Genomic DNA, 16,971 nt, shown 5'->3' on the forward strand with positions numbered 1-16,971 from the left:
GCTTCGCATTCGTGATCGTACACAATCAGCGCTTCCTACTGATTGTGCCGAGTAAAAGGCCGACTCTGGCCGACGGAGTGCACTAGTCAGTCGGGCTGCGAACCGGCTGCGGAATGCCACGGATCACGCTTCACCGGTCCGAACACCTCAGGCTGGTTCGTGTACAGCCACGTAGGCCAGCTGTGCAACGCTCAGCGATTTGTCAGCCGGTTCGAGCAGGGCGACTTCTCCAGCCCTACAGTGCGCCCAACCCTCGGGCCAGATCACAGATCTGCATCAGCCGCTCCAATGATGTAACAGTTCGTCACGAGGCCTCGATACCTCCGATGTAACACTGGGGGCGCGTCAGCATCTCGCTTCACGAACCGTGACGAGACCTGGGCGCGGGTACGACGGCATACTTGGGGGCCGGCACTTGACGGGTGGACGTCTCAGCCTTCTCGATGACGGCATGCGCGTGGTTGACTACCTACGGATGACTGCAACGCGTGACCGTAGGGTGCTTCTGTGAGTGCTAACTACAAGAGCGAGAGCTTCTCAGCCGCCCCGGGGGCCGTCGTTGTCGTTCGCGATGAGGAATGGCTAGTCACGGCTGTGGAGCCGGCCAATGATGGCCACTTCGTCCATGTCCAGGGCCTTTCAGAGCTGGTGCGCGAGACAGAGGCTACGTTCTCGACCGCACTCGATGTGATCAAGCCGCTTGATCCGGCTGCAGCAAAGGTGATCGGGGACGACAGTCCGCAGTTTCGACGTACCCGACTGTGGCTTGAAGCCACTCTCCGCAAGACGCCGGTCCCGTTGAATGATCCCGCCCTCACGGTCTCGACGCGTGGGCTCGCCGATGTGCTCGCCTACCAGCAGACGGCGGTTCGCCAGGCTCTCCACCCTGACAACCTTCGTCCGCGCATCTTGCTTGCCGACGCCGTCGGCCTCGGCAAGACGCTAGAGATCGGCATGATCCTGGCCGAGCTCGTACGACGCGGTCGTGGCGAGCGCATCTTGGTCGTGACACCCCGACACGTGCTGGAACAGATGCAGTTCGAGCTCTGGACTCGGTTCGCGCTGCCGTTCGTCCGGCTCGACTCCCTCGGGATTCAGCGTATCCGACAGAAGCTGCCGGCGAGCCGCAACCCGTTCACTTACTACAAGCGCGTGATCATCTCAATCGACACGCTCAAGAGCGACCGCTACCTCGCGCACTTGCAGAAGCAGCGCTGGGACGCGGTGGTCATCGACGAGTCCCACAACGTCACGAACTCCGCCGCGCAGAACAACCGCCTCGCCAGGCTCCTCGCCGAGCGCACCGAAGCGCTCATCCTGGCCTCAGCGACTCCGCACAACGGCCGCAAGGAGTCATTCGCTGAGCTTGTCCGGATGCTTGAGCCGAGCGCCGTCCGGCCGAACGGTGACCTCGTCGAGGAAGACCTCAAACGGCTGATTATCCGGCGGCACCGACACAGTCCCGATGTGGCGAGTGTGGTCGGCGCCAACTGGGCAGAGCGCCGTGAGCCGCAAAACATCCTCGTCCCAGCGTCGGACGCGGAGAACGCCATCGTTGCTGAGCTCGAGCAGACCTGGTTGTTCCCACCGTCGGGTTCGAGCCCGTACAGCGGTGCAACCTCGGTCCTGTTCCCTTGGACTCTCGCGAAGGCATTCCTCTCATCCCCAGCAGCGCTGCGCGACTCCATCGCGAACCGACTCCGAGGATTGGGTACCACCCTGAGCTCGGACCAGCGGCACGAAGCTGAAGCGCTCCGCCGCCTGGACAGTCTCGCGGTGAAGGCCCAGGACTCGGGATCGGCCAAGTACGACGCACTGGTGGACTACCTGAACAGGATCGGCGTCCGCCCGCGCGGGACTGAGCGCGCGGTGATCTTCGCGGAGCGGATTCCTACCCTGCACTGGCTGTGCGACCGCCTGCGGGCCGACCTCGGGTTCTCCGAGGACCAGGTCGTCGTCATGCACGGCGGACTGAGCGACGTTGTGCAGCAGGAGATCGTCGAGTCGTTCAAGCAGGAATCGTCCCCGATCCGCGTGCTGGTTACTGGTGACGTCGCATCTGAGGGCGTAAACCTCCACACCCAGTGCCACGAGCTGATCCACTTCGACATTCCATGGAGCTTGATACGGATCGAGCAGCGCAATGGCCGAATCGACCGGTACGGTCAGAAGCACCCACCCCAGATCACCACCCTGCTGCTCAACCCGGACAGCGAACAGTTCGCCGGTGATATCCGCATTCTTCGATCCCTGGTGGAGAAGGAGCACGAGGCGCACCGGGCCCTCGGGGACTCGGCGTCTCTGATGGGCGAGTACGACGTTTTGGCTGAGGAGCGAGCCATCCGTGATGTACTCGCCGGCAAGCGTGATTTCGACGACGTGGTCCGTACGCCGGACCAGATCCGCGCAGAGGACGGAATCGAGGGCCTACTCGCACGATTGCTCGGGACCGACTCGACGGACGATGAGCCAACGACGGCGGACGCCGAGCCGGCTGGCGTCTACGACAGTGACCTGGCGTTCCTCAGGGAGGCACTGGTCGAGTTCCTCAAGACACCCGATGCAGAACCGCCGAGCGGTGTGTCCTGGCGTGAGCACACTCGACACTCGATCGTCGAGCTGATCCCAACACCCGACCTGCGGCAGCGCCTTGAGGTACTGCCCCAGTCGTACCTCGCCGAGCGCCGGGTCGCGGAACAGCTTCGGCTCGCAACAACCGTAAACAAGGGCAAAGCGGAACTCGCGCAGGCACTACAGGACGAGTCGTCATCCCTCTGGCCCGAGGCGCATTACCTGTCGCCATTACATCCGGTGCTGGAGTGGTCGACCGACCGGGCGCTCAGCGTGCTCGGTCGCAACGAGGTATTCGCTGTGCATGGTGACGTAGACGACGTGACCGTCGTCCTACAGGGAACGCTGACGAATACACGCGGTCAGGTGGTGGCATCCTCGTACCTCACCGCCGCGTTTCCTGCCTCCGAGAAACTCGCCTTCAGCCCCCTCACTCCGTACATCTCGGCGCAAACAGCGCTGGCGTCGGTCGGGTTCACAGGATCGCAGGTCAACACTGGCGCTCTCGGCAACACCGCCGATCTCCAGCGATACATCGCACCCGCGGTAAAGGCGGCGCAGAGCCAGATGGGCGTGCTGGTCCAGGCGGCGGCCGACCACACGCGAGAGCGGGTACGACGCTGGGCGGAGCGCAGCCGCGAGTGGGATCAGGAGGTAGACGCGTTGATCCAGCGCGCGGAGGTGAAGGCGCTCCGGCGCCGGGTGGACGACGAGCGGACAATGGCGGAACTGATGCTGCCGGATCGCACGTACGTGCGGCCGCTGCTCGTCGTCGTACCACGAGGGGAGGCGTGATGACCGTCAGCGACGCACTGATCGTCGGCGAGGGCTGGATCAGCGAGCACTACTTCACGACCGACTCCCGGAAGGAGTCGTTCCAGGCCAAGGTCCTGGAACGACGTAAGGTCTGGGACGCAGACGTTGCTGCGGGCAACGACACGGTCCGCAGCCGATTCAGCGAGTCTCGCGCGTGGGTGCAACGAACGCTCGCCACGCTAGACGAGCGCCAGGACGGGCTGGGCGAGCTCTATGGCCGGCTCTACGAAGTCCTCGGATTCGGCGGTGGCGGCTTGAAGGTCGAGCGGACGGGACCGGTGCTAAGGGTCAGCGCACCGGGCTTGGCCGAAGGTGCTCCGCTGGTGATCGTCGAGGCACGAGCGGTTGATACCGTCGACGATCTCCTCGCGAAGGATGCGGAGACGCTACTCGCACCGTATGCACTCGACGAGAAGGATGAGCTACGCTCTGTCGCTCGTATCTTGTCGACGCTGTTCGTCGCCGAGGACGCTCCGGCGTTGGCGCTCGTGATGGCCGGCGGATTGCTGCTGGTAGCAGAGCGGGAACGTTGGCCGGAAGGGCGTTATCTTGCGGTCAACTTCGAACTCGTCTGCGAGCGAAACGACGACAAACGCGGCGGTGAGGTCGATAGGGCCCTGACATGCGTGTCGGCGGAGTCGCTGGCACCGGACGCCGAGGGCGCGATCTGGTGGCACGGCGTGCTGGAGGAGTCCATCAAGCACACCGTCGGTGTTTCACAGGATCTACGCGAAGGTGTGCGGCTGTCAATTGAGATCATCGCCAACGAGGTGGTACGACGCCGTGCCGCTGGCGAACTGGATCCACTGCCTGCATCTCAGGCGCAACCGTTGGCGAAGCAGTCACTGCGGTTCCTCTACCGGATCCTGTTCCTCCTGTACGCCGAGGCGTCGCCCGAGCTCGGCGTTCTTCCGACCGGGGCGCCGGAGTACGAGCGCGGCTATGGCCTCGACCGCCTGCGAGACTTGACTCTGGTCGAACTCGCGACGCCACAGGCGAAGAGTGGCACGCACCTGCACGAGTCGCTGGGCGTGCTCTTCCGGCTTGTCGACCAAGGGCACGAACCGCCCGACGTGGAAAACGATGCCGTCAACCAGCAGGGCCTTCGGTTTCGCAGCCTCCGCGCGGACCTCTTCTTGCCAAAGGCAACGGCTCTGATCGATGAGGTGGGCCTCGGCAACGAAGCGCTGCAGCAGGTGCTGCAGCATCTGCTGCTGAGCAAGGAGTCCACCGGGAAGGACCGTGGGTTCATCTCGTACGCCGAGCTGGGCATTAACCAACTGGGGGCGGTGTACGAGGGCCTGATGTCGTACACGGGCTTCTTCGCCGAGACGGATCTCTACGAGGTCGCGAAGGGCGGCGACGCTTCGAAGGGGTCATGGGTCGTCCCCGTCGAGCGGTCAGAAGACATCAGCCCCGCGGATTTCGTCAGGGCTGAGGACCCGCAGACAGGCCAGTCGAATCCGGTGCTGCACGAGCGCGGGACTTTCGTGTTCCGGCTGGCCGGGCGGGAGCGTCAGCAGTCGGCGTCTTACTACACACCTGAGGTGCTAACCCGGTTCACGGTGCGGCAGGCTCTAGAGGAGTTGCTCGACCAGGACGGAAAGCGTACAACTGCAGCCGAGATCCTCCAGTTGACGATCTGTGAGCCTGCACTGGGTTCAGGCGCGTTCGCGATTGAGGCGGTGCGGCAACTGGCTGAAGAGTACCTGGCACGTCGGCAGGTGGAACTCGACGAGCGGATCGATCCCGAGGATTACCCGCGCCGGCTCCAGGAGGTCAAGGCGTCGATCGCCCTGCACCAGGTGTACGGCGTCGACCTGAACGCGACCGCAGTTGAACTCGCGGAGATCTCGCTGTGGCTGGACACGATGGTGGAGGGCCTGCAGGCGCCCTGGTTCGGCCTTCACTTGAAGCGCGGTAATTCACTCATCGGAGCGCGGCGAGCGGTGTTCCGTCGCGAACAGGTCAGCGAGAAGGGCAAGGCCTGGCTGACGGCGGTGCCGCAGGACGTGGCACTGGACTCGACGGAGGCGGAGGGCCGGATCCACCACTTCCTGCTACCTGCGTCCGGGTGGGGATCCGCGGTCGAGGCCAGAGAAGCCAAGGCTTTGTTGCCCGATGCGCTTACTGCGTTGAGATCCTGGCGCAGACAGATCCAGACCAAGCCGAGCAAGAAACAGGTCGACTCGCTGGTGGAGATCGCGGCCCGCGTCGAGGTGCTGTGGCAGCTCGTCCGCCGGCGGCTGGAGATCGCCGAGTCCGAGGCCAGCCGCCCGATCCCGGTGTGGAGGGCAGAGGATCTGCGATCGCGTGGCAATGTTCCACGCGAAGAGATCGAGGATTCGCTCGCAGACCACAATGGTGCGTACCGCAGACTGCGCCGGGTGATGGACGCCTGGTGCGCGCTCTGGTTCTGGCCATTGACCGAGACTGACATCGAACCGCCGACCTTGGATCAATGGATCGATGCGTGTCAGCAAATACTCGGACGAGATCCGGACGTGAAACGCAAGCGGCCAGGCTGGCGTACCTTCGCCTCAGGCGCCGACTGGGATAAGCTCGGCGAGGCCGAGGACCTCGATCTGTCGTACGCCGGCGTGACTGACATCAACAAGATTCTCGTCGAGCACACCTGGCTGACCGTATGTGCTCGTGTTGCCGACGAACACAGCTTTTTCCACTGGGATCTCGACTTCGCTCCCGTCTTCGCCCGCGGCGGCTTCGACCTCCAACTCGGAAATCCACCCTGGGTGCGGCCCGATTGGGACGAAAAGGCGGTGCTTGCTGAGCACGACGTCACGTGGGCGTTGGAAGGCAAACTTGCGCAGGACCGCGAGATCGCACTGCGGAATCAGACGCTGGCAGTCCCCGACGCGCTCGACGACTACCTGGCGAATCTCGTTAGTGTGATCGGCATCCGCGAGTTTGTGTCTGACGTGCAGCAATACCCGACATTGAAGGGACTTCGTCCCGACCTCTATCGATGCTTCATGGATCGAACCTGGTCACACGTCTCGCCGCGGGGCGTTATTGCCCTGATCCACCTCGAGACTCACTTTACCGACGAGGGGGCTGGCCTGCTTCGGGCAGCGACCTACTGTCGACTACGGAGGCACTGGCAATTTATTAATGAGCAGGGGCTGTTTGAGATCCAGAATCAGAAGCGATTTGGTGTCAATGTCTACGGGGCGCACCGCGATGATGTGCGGTTCATTCAAGCTGCTTCTCTGTATCACCCGGACACCGTCACGCGCTCGCTTCAGCATGACGGGACCGGTGAGGAGCCAGGCATCAAGGACGATGAGGGTCGTTGGGACCTTCGACCTCACAGGTCCAGGGTCGTGCCCGTGGACATGCGTGTGCTTGCGACGTGGCATGAAGTACTGGAAGACGATTCCGTGCCGTTGTTGCAGTCGCGCATGGTGTACTCGGTCAACCGGGCGGCGGCCGATGTCATGGGCAAGCTCGCTCAGACAAGACGAATCGGAAGCCTGGCGCTCGAGTTCTCGCAAGGCTGGAACGAAACGACGGACTTCCGTGGCGGCTTCTTCACAAAGCGCTGGGGAACCGCCGAGTCATGGCGCGACGTGATCCTGCAGGGACCACACCTGTACGTCGCGACACCGCTCTACAAGACGCCAAACAAGTCAATGAAGCATCACCGCGACTGGACTGAGACTGATTTCGAGTCGCTTGAGCCAGACGCGTTGCCGGTAACTGCGTATAAGCCGTCAGGGAAACGTGATCGGTACAACGCCGCGTACACTCACTGGGGCGAGACCGGCGAGATCGCCGCTCGTGACCACTATCGCGTCGCTTGGCGAAGCATGGCGGCCAACACTGGTGAACGAACGTTGATTCCGGCGTTGATACCGCCGGGGCCTGCACAGCTGAGCCAGAGCGTGTACTCAGTTGGCATGCCAGCCGAGTCGCCGCGATCCCTGGTGACTATCGCGGCATACCTATCGTCCCTTATCTGCGACTCGGCTATTCGATCCGTACCGAAGTCTGCTGTGTTGTTTGGAGCCGTGAAACGTCTTCCAATCGTCGTCGACCACGCGCTTGAGCCTGAACTCGTGCTGCGGACTCTGCGACTCAACAGCGTGACCGCCGCCTATGCCGACCTCTGGGCGGCCTGCTTCGACTTGTCCTTTGCGAGTGACACATGGACGACTGGACGTGCGCATGCGATGCGGCGGCCGCTCGGAGATGTCGGCCCCGACTGGACCGCGGACACGCCGTTGCGGATCGCCGCGGACCGTCGGCAAGCACTCGTCGAAGTCGACGCTCTCGTGGCGCTGATGCTCGGGCTCACCGCGGATGAACTCTGTACCGTTTATCGCACGCAGTTTCCGGTGCTCTACGGGTACGACACCCGGCGGGATCTGTACGACGCAACCGGGCGGCTCGTGCCGCAGGAGGTGCTCAAGGTCTGGCGGGTCAAGGGTGACGACATCACCGAGGAGGAACGGACCGCTCGGCATCCGGGCGGCAGCGTCTACACCTATGAGCTGCCTTTCGTGACGCTTGACCGGGAGAAGGACATGCGGGTCGCATACGAGCACTTCAAGCGCATCCTCGCGGAGCGGTCGTGAGCGAGCTCCTCCCGACCATCCAGGCTAACGCGATCCGCGATGCCCTCCTGGACTACCTCGGCACAACATTCACCCTCGCGGACGATGACGCCCGCCAGTCGCTGACCGACTTCGTCTCCGACCCGGACAACGGCATCTTCAAGGGTCCATATCTCCGCCTTCGCCTACCGTTCCGGCCCGCCGATGAGGGCTGGCGGAACCACCTCGACTGGTATGAGGGCCCCACGCCGTACGGTCATCAGGCAGCGGCGTTCGCGCGCCTCAGCAGCGCTGATCTCGGTCCTGACAAGACACGCCCGTTACCCACGCTCGTCACGACCGGTACAGGATCGGGCAAGACGGAGGCGTTTTTGTACCCGATCCTGGACCATGTGCTGCGTGCGCAGCGCGCCGGCGTGACCGGGATGAAGGCACTCATCCTCTACCCGATGAACGCGCTCGCCAATGACCAGGCCGCACGCCTTGCCAAGCTCATCACCGATCACGACGCACTCGCCGGCGTGAAGGCCGCGCTCTACACCGGACAGGACGACGTCAAGCGCACCAAGGTCAGCCCCGAAGGCCTCATCAACGACCGACACGTCATCCGCGATACCGCGCCCGACATCCTGCTCACGAACTACAAGATGCTGGACCAGCTCCTGCTACGCGCCGACGATGCACCGCTGTGGGAGCAGAGTTCGCACAGCCTGCAGTATCTCGTTCTCGACGAGTTCCACACGTACGACGGTGCACAAGGCACCGACGTCGCGATGCTGTTGCGCCGGCTCGGCCTGGCGCTCAAGCATTACTGGTCGGACGACGACCCGCGACTCACAGACGCGGACCGGGCGAGGCCGCTCGGCCGTGTTACGCCGGTCGCCACGTCGGCCACTCTTGGGGACAAGAATGACCCGGTTGCAATGCTCGATTTCGCGCGCACGGTTTTCGGCGAAGAGTTCGGTGGGGATGCCGTCATCACCGAGTCGCGACTGACGTACGACGAGTGGGCTGCAGGCGCCGCCGAACGCGTTGCCGCGCAACAACTTCAGGCGTACGAGGTCGACAACGACCTCACCACAAGGATCATCACCGCCGTCGATCGGCTCCCACCAGACGCCGACGGTCGAACCCGAGCCGAGGCGGTCCTCACTGAGCTCTACAGCGACGGTGCTGTTCGGCCGGACCCAGCCACGGCCGACGAGAGCCTGCTGCTCGACCTGGTCAAGGCCCACCCGTTGACGCGCCGACTCACGGCCGCCGCCACGCAGGCGGTCGCCGTAGGGGATCTCACCGACCACATCTGGGACCCCGACCGTATCCCGGCCGATCCGGACCAGGCGAGTGCCGAGGCAATCGTCCGTGACGTGGTCTCCGCATTGAGCCACGTGCGTGCCGTCGTCGGCCGCGATGCTCTGTCGGTTGACACACACCTGTGGATCCGCGAGCTGACGCGGGTCCACCGCACAGCGACACCCACGCCGCACTACCGATGGGTCGATGACGGGGAGGTCACCGAGCCCGATGAATCCACATCGTCCGAACACGGCCTTGGCCTCCCGGCCATGTACTGCCGGCACTGCGGCCGCTCGGGCTGGGGCGTTGTGCTCGCGCCGACCGGACATGATCTCGACAACGACATCGAGGGCATCTGGCGACGCCGGGTCAGCGGCGACGAGCGCTTCCGATCGCTCATCTACGCACCGACCGAGGGCGACCTGGTGGCGAACGGCGAGAACATCGACGGGCTGATGTGGTTCGAGGTCCGGCACCGTCGACTGGTCGCGCGCCGCCCTGACGACGAGGAGGAGCTGCGCTCCGGTGGAATTCTCCCCGTGCTCACCCACACGACGAGCGACGCCGGAACGCTGTCGACCAAGGACGTCTGCCCGTCCTGTGAGCAGAACGACGGGATGCGATTCCTCGGTTCTGCCATCGCCACTGTTCTCTCGGTGTCGCTGTCCACGATCTTCGGCGCAGCCGGCCTAGACACCAGCGAGAAGAAGGCGCTTGTCTTTACCGACAGCGTGCAGGACGCCGCGCACCGCGCCGGCTTCGTGCAAAGCCGCTCGCACAGCTTGACTTTGCGTGCTGTCTTCCGTGAGGCCGTCGGAGACCAGCCAATCAACCTGGAGGACCTCGTCGGAGAGGTCATCAACCAGGCGGGTGACGACCCACATCGTCGCTACCGGATCCTGCCGCCCGAGGTTGCCGACCGCGCGAACTTCGAGCAGTTCTGGAAGGCCGACAACCTGCGGACCGTGACTCCAGGGGTCAGCAAGCGCGTACGCCGTCGGCTTCTGCTCGACGCAGTCCTCGAGTTCGGTTTGCAGTCCCGGGTCGGACGAACTCTAGAGCTGACCGGAAGCTTGGCGGCCGAGGTGAGCGCCCCTGCGCTTGTGCTGGCACGGGCCGCGGATCGCGTCATCTCCGAGTACGGCGGAACGCTCGACGGCTCCAACGGGGTCGACGGCCGCAGCAAGATCGCGTGGGCACGTGGCGTGCTGGAGCGCATGCGCGAGCGCGGGGCCTTGGAGCATGACTGGTTTAAGCGCTACATCAACGACGACGGCGCCAGATACTCTATCTGGGGAGGTCGGCCTCGCGAGCAGGGTATGCCCGCCTTTCCGCGCGGCCGCGCAGCACCGGGTTACCCGCGCATCGGGGGCGCCGCACAGATCCGCGAGTCCGACCTGGACCCGGTCACAAGCGCAAAGTCCTGGTACGCGGCCTGGACCGCCAAGTGCTTGGGGGTTCCATCCGCGGAAGGCGCGAAGCTAGGGCGCCTGCTGCTGCAATGGATGGCCACAGAGGGCGTGATCACGGCCGTCGCCACCAAGAGCGGCGCGCAGATTTACCAGATCGCACCCTCCTCGGTTCTCGTCGAACCCATCGACCTCGCGGCACTGGAGGACGGACGGCATCTCCTGACCTGCACGGTATGCCGCACCCAGGTCCCAGGAACGACCCGCGTCATCGACCAGTTGGCCGGCGCGCCCTGCACGGTTGCCCGATGCAACGGTTCACTCGAACGGACCGGGCGTGGCGACAATTTCTACCGCCAGATGTATGCCTCGCCGAATATCCACCGGGTCGTGGCGCGCGAGCACACGAGTCTGCTCGAGGACAAGACGCGGCTGGCGTACGAGAAGGGCTTTCGGCAGCACGCAGCCCAACCGCAGTCACCGAATGTCCTCGTCGCGACGCCGACGCTCGAGATGGGAATCGACATCGGCGACCTATCGACGGTCATGCTCGCCTCGCTACCACGGTCGGTTGCGTCGTACCTGCAACGTGTGGGCCGTGCAGGGCGGCTGACCGGTAACGCGCTCAGCCTTGCCTTCGTCCGCGGGCGTGGCGAGCAACTGCCGCGTCTCGGCGATCCGCTGTCTGTAATCAATGGTCAGGTGCGACCGCCCGCGACGTACTTGCGCGCGGAAGAGATCCTGCGCCGCCAGTACCTCGCTTCCGTGGCCGACTACCTCGCACGCTCCGGCACGGTCACCACGCCGCAGCGAGCCAGTGCGGCGCTGGGCAGCATCGAGGAGGGGAGCTGGCTGCACGCGCTGATGACCGAGGCGGAGGCCAACGCGGACATCCATCTCGACGCCTTCCTCCGTGGCTTCTCCATGCTCGGCGACGCGGCGCGTGATGCCCTGCGGGACTGGGTCACGCCCACGTCCGGTGCGGGGACGAGTCCGCTCGCCATCCGGTTGAACACCGAGTCCCGGCGCTTCACCCACACGATAGAGACGTTGCAATACCGCGAGAAGACAATCGTGAAAAGCCTTCCCGAGTTGATGCAACGCGCGGAATCGCCGGCCGCCACGGACGACGACAAGCGTGCATTCCGGACAGCCGAGGCATCACGCCGCCTCGTCCTGGCACAGCTGGCGGAGCTACGGGGCGAGTATTGGATCGGTGTCCTCGAGGAGTTCGGTCTGCTGCCGAACTACACGCTTCTCGATGACACGGTGGTCCTCAACGTCGGACTTTCGTGGATCGACGCCGACACAGGGGAATACCGCACCGAGCCGCACAGCTACCAGCGCGGCGCCGCAATGGCCCTGCGCGAGTTCGCACCCGGTTCCGTCTTCTACGCCGGGGGACATGAGATTCGGATCGATTCTGTCGACCTCGGGCAACGCGCTGAGGGGATCCACACGGTCGTGCTGTGTCCGGAGTGCGGCTACTGCCAAGACCTCACTGCCTCCGCTGTCGACGGCGTCACACTGTGTCCGCGCTGCGGTTCAGCCGGGATCGCGGACGTACGGCAACGCCTCGAGGTCGTTGAGCTCGAGCGGGTCTCGTCGGAGATGCGCCGTGATGAGGCCGTCATCACCGACCGGGACGACGAGCGACACACCGAGCGCTTCACCGTGGCCGTCTCAGCGGACATCGACCCGGACCACGTCACGAAGCGCTGGTACGTCGAGGGTTACGGCTTCGGCGCCAAGCACCTCCGTGACTTGACGATCCGCTGGTTCAACCTTGGCAAGGCCACCGCACACGGCGGAGCTCGGACCATCTCGGGCAACGAGTACACTGCCTCGTCGTTCCGGGTGTGCTCCGCATGCGGCAAGCTCGACCAGGCATCCCGCGCGAACACGCGACAGGAGCACCGGCCTTGGTGTCCACTGCGAACCGCGACGAACGAGGACACCCGCGACATCACCTTGGGCCGGACGCTCGTCACGGAAGGCATCGTCCTGCGCCTGCCGGCAACGGTGACGCTCGGCGACCGCTTCGCCGTTCCGAGCCTGTCGGCCGCGATCCTGCTCGGCCTGCGCGAACGGATCGGCGGAACCCCAGATCACATCGACGTCGCCGCTGTCGTTGATCCGACATACAGCGACGGGTCCGAGAACGCGGCGGCCTTGCTTCTGCACGACGTCGTGCCGGGCGGAACGGGATACCTCGCGGAGTTGGCCGATCCGGCCGTCGTGTGGGAAATCCTGCACACCGCGTGGAAGATCGTGCGCGACTGCGAGTGTGCCAGCGAACAGCGGCTGGCGTGCCACCGATGCCTGCTGCCATTCACGCCGTACGGCGACGCGCGGGTTGTCTCTCGCGCTGCCGCCGAGCGTCACCTGCGCATTATCCTGGCCTCCGGTGACACGGAGGTCGAGCCGGCCGAGACGATGACGTGGGCGTGTACGGAGGAGCAACCGGCCATTTTCGATCCCGAGACAGTGCTGGAGCAGCGATTCCGAGCTGTGTTGCTGGAGCGCTTGGCGACCGTAGGCGCAGCGGTAACCGATACTCCGGGTCCGCAGGGCAACCGCGCGGTTATCCGCATCGGTGGAAGTCAGCGACTGTGGACGCTCGAGCCCCAGCAGATGGTGCTTGATTCGAGGCCCGACTTCGTACTGCGCTGCGACCAGATGGGCATCCCTGGCGTGGCGATCTTCACGGACGGCTGGCAGTACCACGCCTCGCCGTCGATCAACAGGATCGCCGAGGACGCGGTCAAGCGGCGCCATTTGCGCGACGCAGGATGGGTCGTGCTCGCGGTCACTTGGGATGACCTTGAGCAGGCCCAGCAGGGGAAGGCGTCACATCCCGACTGGCTGGACCCAGCCAAGGTCGGCGACATCGTTGCCTACTCGCGTGGTGAACTGGCACCGGCTGCAGTAGAACTACTCGGGAAGGGGCCGGTCGACTACCTCGTGCAATGGATCCAGCAGCCGGACCCGGAGTCGATGGCGAGTCTCGCAAAGTGGATGCCGTTCTTCCTTGCTGGAAAGTCGACCCCGATCAAGTCCTCTACCGAGCAGCCATTAGCCAGGGTAGCGGTCGACCTTCTCGTCGGTCGTCGGGACTCGTCAGGTCCGGCGATGGGATGGGCCTGGGAATTCGACACCATGGCTGTTGTGGCACGACAGATCAATCACACCGCGACAGAGGTCGCGCTGATGCTCGACGACCGCCACGAACAGGTAGGACGCGAGCACGAGCCGGCCTGGCGTGAGTGGCTGCGGATGAGCAATCTTCTCAACCTCCGCGGCCTACCTGTGACGGTAGGTACTGTCAGTCGGGTGGACGCTGAGATTGTCCATCCAACGACATTGCGGCCCGAGCAGCCGGCGGCGCAGTTGCTTCCCGCGAAGTGGCAAGCGCTGGTTGACCACGCGATCAGCGATCGCGAACGGGAACTACTCATTGCTCTCGCGGAGCGAACGGTAGATCCGCCGCCCGTGCAAGGTTTCGAGTCAGCGGACGGCATCCCAATCGTGCTCAGCTGGCCCGATCGCCGAATCGCCGTCGACATCGACCTCGCAGCTCAGGATCGGATCGACCTTGAGGCCGACCACTGGAAAGTCGTCCGAGACGATCCTGAGGCCATCATCGTCGCAGTGGGATCGACAGGAGGGGATCGGTAGTGCCGCAGATTGTAATCAGCCCCCACCGTGATGCGCCAAAGCTGGAGCCATCCGTGCGGAAGTCGGCGTACGCATTCCTCGAGAAACTGACTGACGACGACTCGATTCCCGGTTTGCATATCGAGCCGATCATGAACGCGGCCGATCCTCGAGTTCGCACCGGACGGGTCGACAGCTTCTACCGTGCGGTGTTGTTCAAGGTGCAGGGACAGGGTCAGGACGCGCACTACATCTATCTCGGTGTGTGGCCCCACGACGATGCGATCAAGGTCGCGAAGCAGACGTCTCTCTCCGTCAATCCGGTCAATGGGATTGCCGAGCTGATCACATCCGAGCCCGTGCCTGCTCCCTCCGCGCCAGCACCGGTTCCGGCCGAATCGCGGATCACGCCGGTTGTCGCTCCGATACTGGTCGAGAGGGGCTTCGACGCCCAGGCTCTCGTCGACGAGCTCGGCATCGACCAATCGATTGCCGAGCAGGCGCTCGCAGCAACGTCGCAGGATGAACTGATGGAGATAGCCGAGCGGGCAGTCGAATGGCAAGGGCTTGCCCTGCTCGGCCTTGCTGAGGGCGACGGTCTCAGTGACGTCAAGGAGGCGCTCGGCATCGGCGAGGCCGCGCCAGCGGAGCTGAGCGTCGGCGCGGACGACCGACTTCTGTGGGCACTGCAGCACCCGGCGGCACGCTTGCAGTTCGCCTTTATCGAAGATGACGACGAGCTGCGACGGGCGATCGAGGATAACGACTTTGATGCGTGGCGCGTGTTCCTGCACCCGGAGCAGCGCAAGTACGCGACGACGTCGTACCGCGGTGCCTTCCGCTTGTCGGGCGGTGCTGGCACCGGAAAGACTGTCGTCCTTTTGCACCGTGCGCGCCACCTCGCGCAGGGTTGTAGGCATGCCCGAGTAATGCTGACGACGTACACGCGAACGCTTGCCGACGCACTGCGGACTGATCTTCGCCGGCTCGACCCGTCACTGCCTGTTGCTTCCGAACTTGGCGACTCGGGGATCTACGTGACAGGTGTCGACGCGGCGGTCAGCGCAGTTCTAAAGGCTGCTGGCGACGACGTTGCCGAGGCCGTCGCAACTGTTCTCGGGCCCCGGAGCACCACCATCAGCCGACGCACCGCCTCCGAAGCGTGGCAGGAAGCGATCGATGCCAGCGGACCGGAACTGCCAGACGACCTGCGCAGTCCGACGTTCTTCATCGCGGAGTACGCAATGGTTGTGTTGCCGCAGCAGATTGTGTCTCCGGACGATTATCTCCGGGCCAGACGTCAGGGTCGCGGCGTTGCGCTCGATCGGGCCAGGCGACAGGCCGTGTGGAACGTGGTCTCGGCTTATCGGGCTCGCGCTAGCATCAACGGCAGCATCGACTTCACCGAAGCCGCCGCCGTGGCCGCGGCATGGCTGAAACTTCGCGGACCGCGGGTGGATCACGCGCTCATCGACGAAGGCCAGGACCTGAGCCCGAGCCACTGGCAGTTTCTGCGTGCACTGACCACGCCCGGTGAAGACGATCTATTCATCGCTGAAGACTCGCACCAGCGAATCTATGGTCAGCGCGTAGTGCTGGGTCGGTACGGGATCCCGATCGTCGGTCGGTCACGCCGGCTGACCCTGAATTACCGCACGACCTTCGAGAACCTGCGTCTGGCTGTGGGTGTGCTCTCTGGCGCCGACTACGTCGATCTGGAGGAGGAGCCGGAATCGTCGGCAACGTATCGGTCCGCGCGTTCGGGACCGGAGCCACGACTGATCTCAGCAGGGTCATTGGTCGACGAGCTCGAGTCAGCTGCGAACATCGTCAGGGAGTGGCTCGGCGAGGTCGACAAGCCCGAGACGCTCGGCATATTGGTCCGAGACGCACAACTTGCCAGCCAGGTTGTGCGGGGCATGGAGGAGCGCGGCGTACGCGTCCGACTGGTCGACGGCCCTCGCATACCTGCGGGCCAGCCGGTCGTGATGACAATGCACCGCGCGAAGGGTATGGAGTTCTCCCGGGTATTGCTCTTCGATGTCAACGACGCGCATGCCCCGGCGCGATATGTGCTGAAGAACGCGTCCGATGCCGAACGGTCTGAGATTCTGTTGCGGGAACGATCACTACTGTATGTCGCGGCTACTCGTGCCCGAGACGAGTTGGTGATCATGTGGAGCGGGTCGCGCAGCGAGTTGCTTCCAGGATGAGCGCCCGCTTGGACGACACCAGTTGCCCCCGCATCAGATGTCAGTCGACAACCGGCATCTGGACGATGTCCCATGTCAAGTCACACCCTGAAGACGCCGCGCCGTTCAGACCTGAATCCCACCGCTCCCCAGAAGGCTCAGGGCCAAGGCTCGAATGGATTGCACCGACCAGACCGACGCGCCGCGGATCGCGGACGCCTGGAACGTGCTACTCAAGCCCAACGAGGCATCCGGGCGCGCTCTCAGGACGGAATACCAGATGCCACAGCACGGATGGTCTCGGAGGCACCAAGGTATTGAAGTTCGAGGTTGCTCAGTTCGAGGATCGGGGTGAGCATACGGACTCGCGATGACATGCATGGAGCGCTGTGCTCGCTGAGATGACCCGGGGGGAACCGTGGTCTCGATGCCGAGCATCGCTTCGACGGCCGC

Annotated in this window: 4 protein-coding genes; all 4 read left to right on the forward strand. The window is 64.3% G+C overall.

Features of this window, described 5'->3' with window-relative positions; translation table 11 throughout:
* The first annotated feature begins 507 nt into the window (after positions 1–507).
* From ABN611_RS07755 to ABN611_RS07770, 4 genes are read left to right on the forward strand one after another with little or no spacing between them, the layout of a single operon-like run.
* Positions 508–3,366, forward strand: coding sequence for an SNF2-related protein (locus ABN611_RS07755; protein WP_350279109.1), 2,859 nt, complete (start codon positions 508–510; stop codon positions 3,364–3,366).
* Positions 3,366–7,985 carry a DNA methyltransferase gene (locus tag ABN611_RS07760; protein ID WP_350279110.1) on the forward strand — a complete coding sequence of 1,540 codons (4,620 nt, stop codon included), beginning with the start codon at positions 3,366–3,368 and terminating at the stop codon, positions 7,983–7,985. Before ABN611_RS07755 ends, ABN611_RS07760 begins: the two co-directional genes overlap by 1 nt.
* On the forward strand, positions 7,982–14,347 hold the full coding sequence (locus ABN611_RS07765; protein WP_350279111.1) for a DEAD/DEAH box helicase: 6,366 nt from the start codon (positions 7,982–7,984) through the stop codon (positions 14,345–14,347). The genes ABN611_RS07760 and ABN611_RS07765 overlap by 4 nt, the downstream gene beginning before the upstream one ends.
* Before the next feature lie 53 nt (positions 14,348–14,400).
* Positions 14,401–16,539, forward strand: a complete 2,139-nt coding sequence (locus ABN611_RS07770) for a 3'-5' exonuclease (protein WP_350279112.1) — start codon at positions 14,401–14,403, stop codon at positions 16,537–16,539.
* Positions 16,540–16,971 lie beyond the last annotated feature (432 nt).

Origin of the sequence: Kribbella sp. HUAS MG21 (assembly GCF_040254265.1) — a bacterium.
Taxonomy (GTDB): domain Bacteria; phylum Actinomycetota; class Actinomycetes; order Propionibacteriales; family Kribbellaceae; genus Kribbella.

Coding starts and splice junctions, on each gene's coding strand:
- ABN611_RS07760 (WP_350279110.1), top strand. CDS start 3,366: ATGACCGTCAGCGACGCACTGATCGTCGGCGAGGGCTGGATCAGCGAG.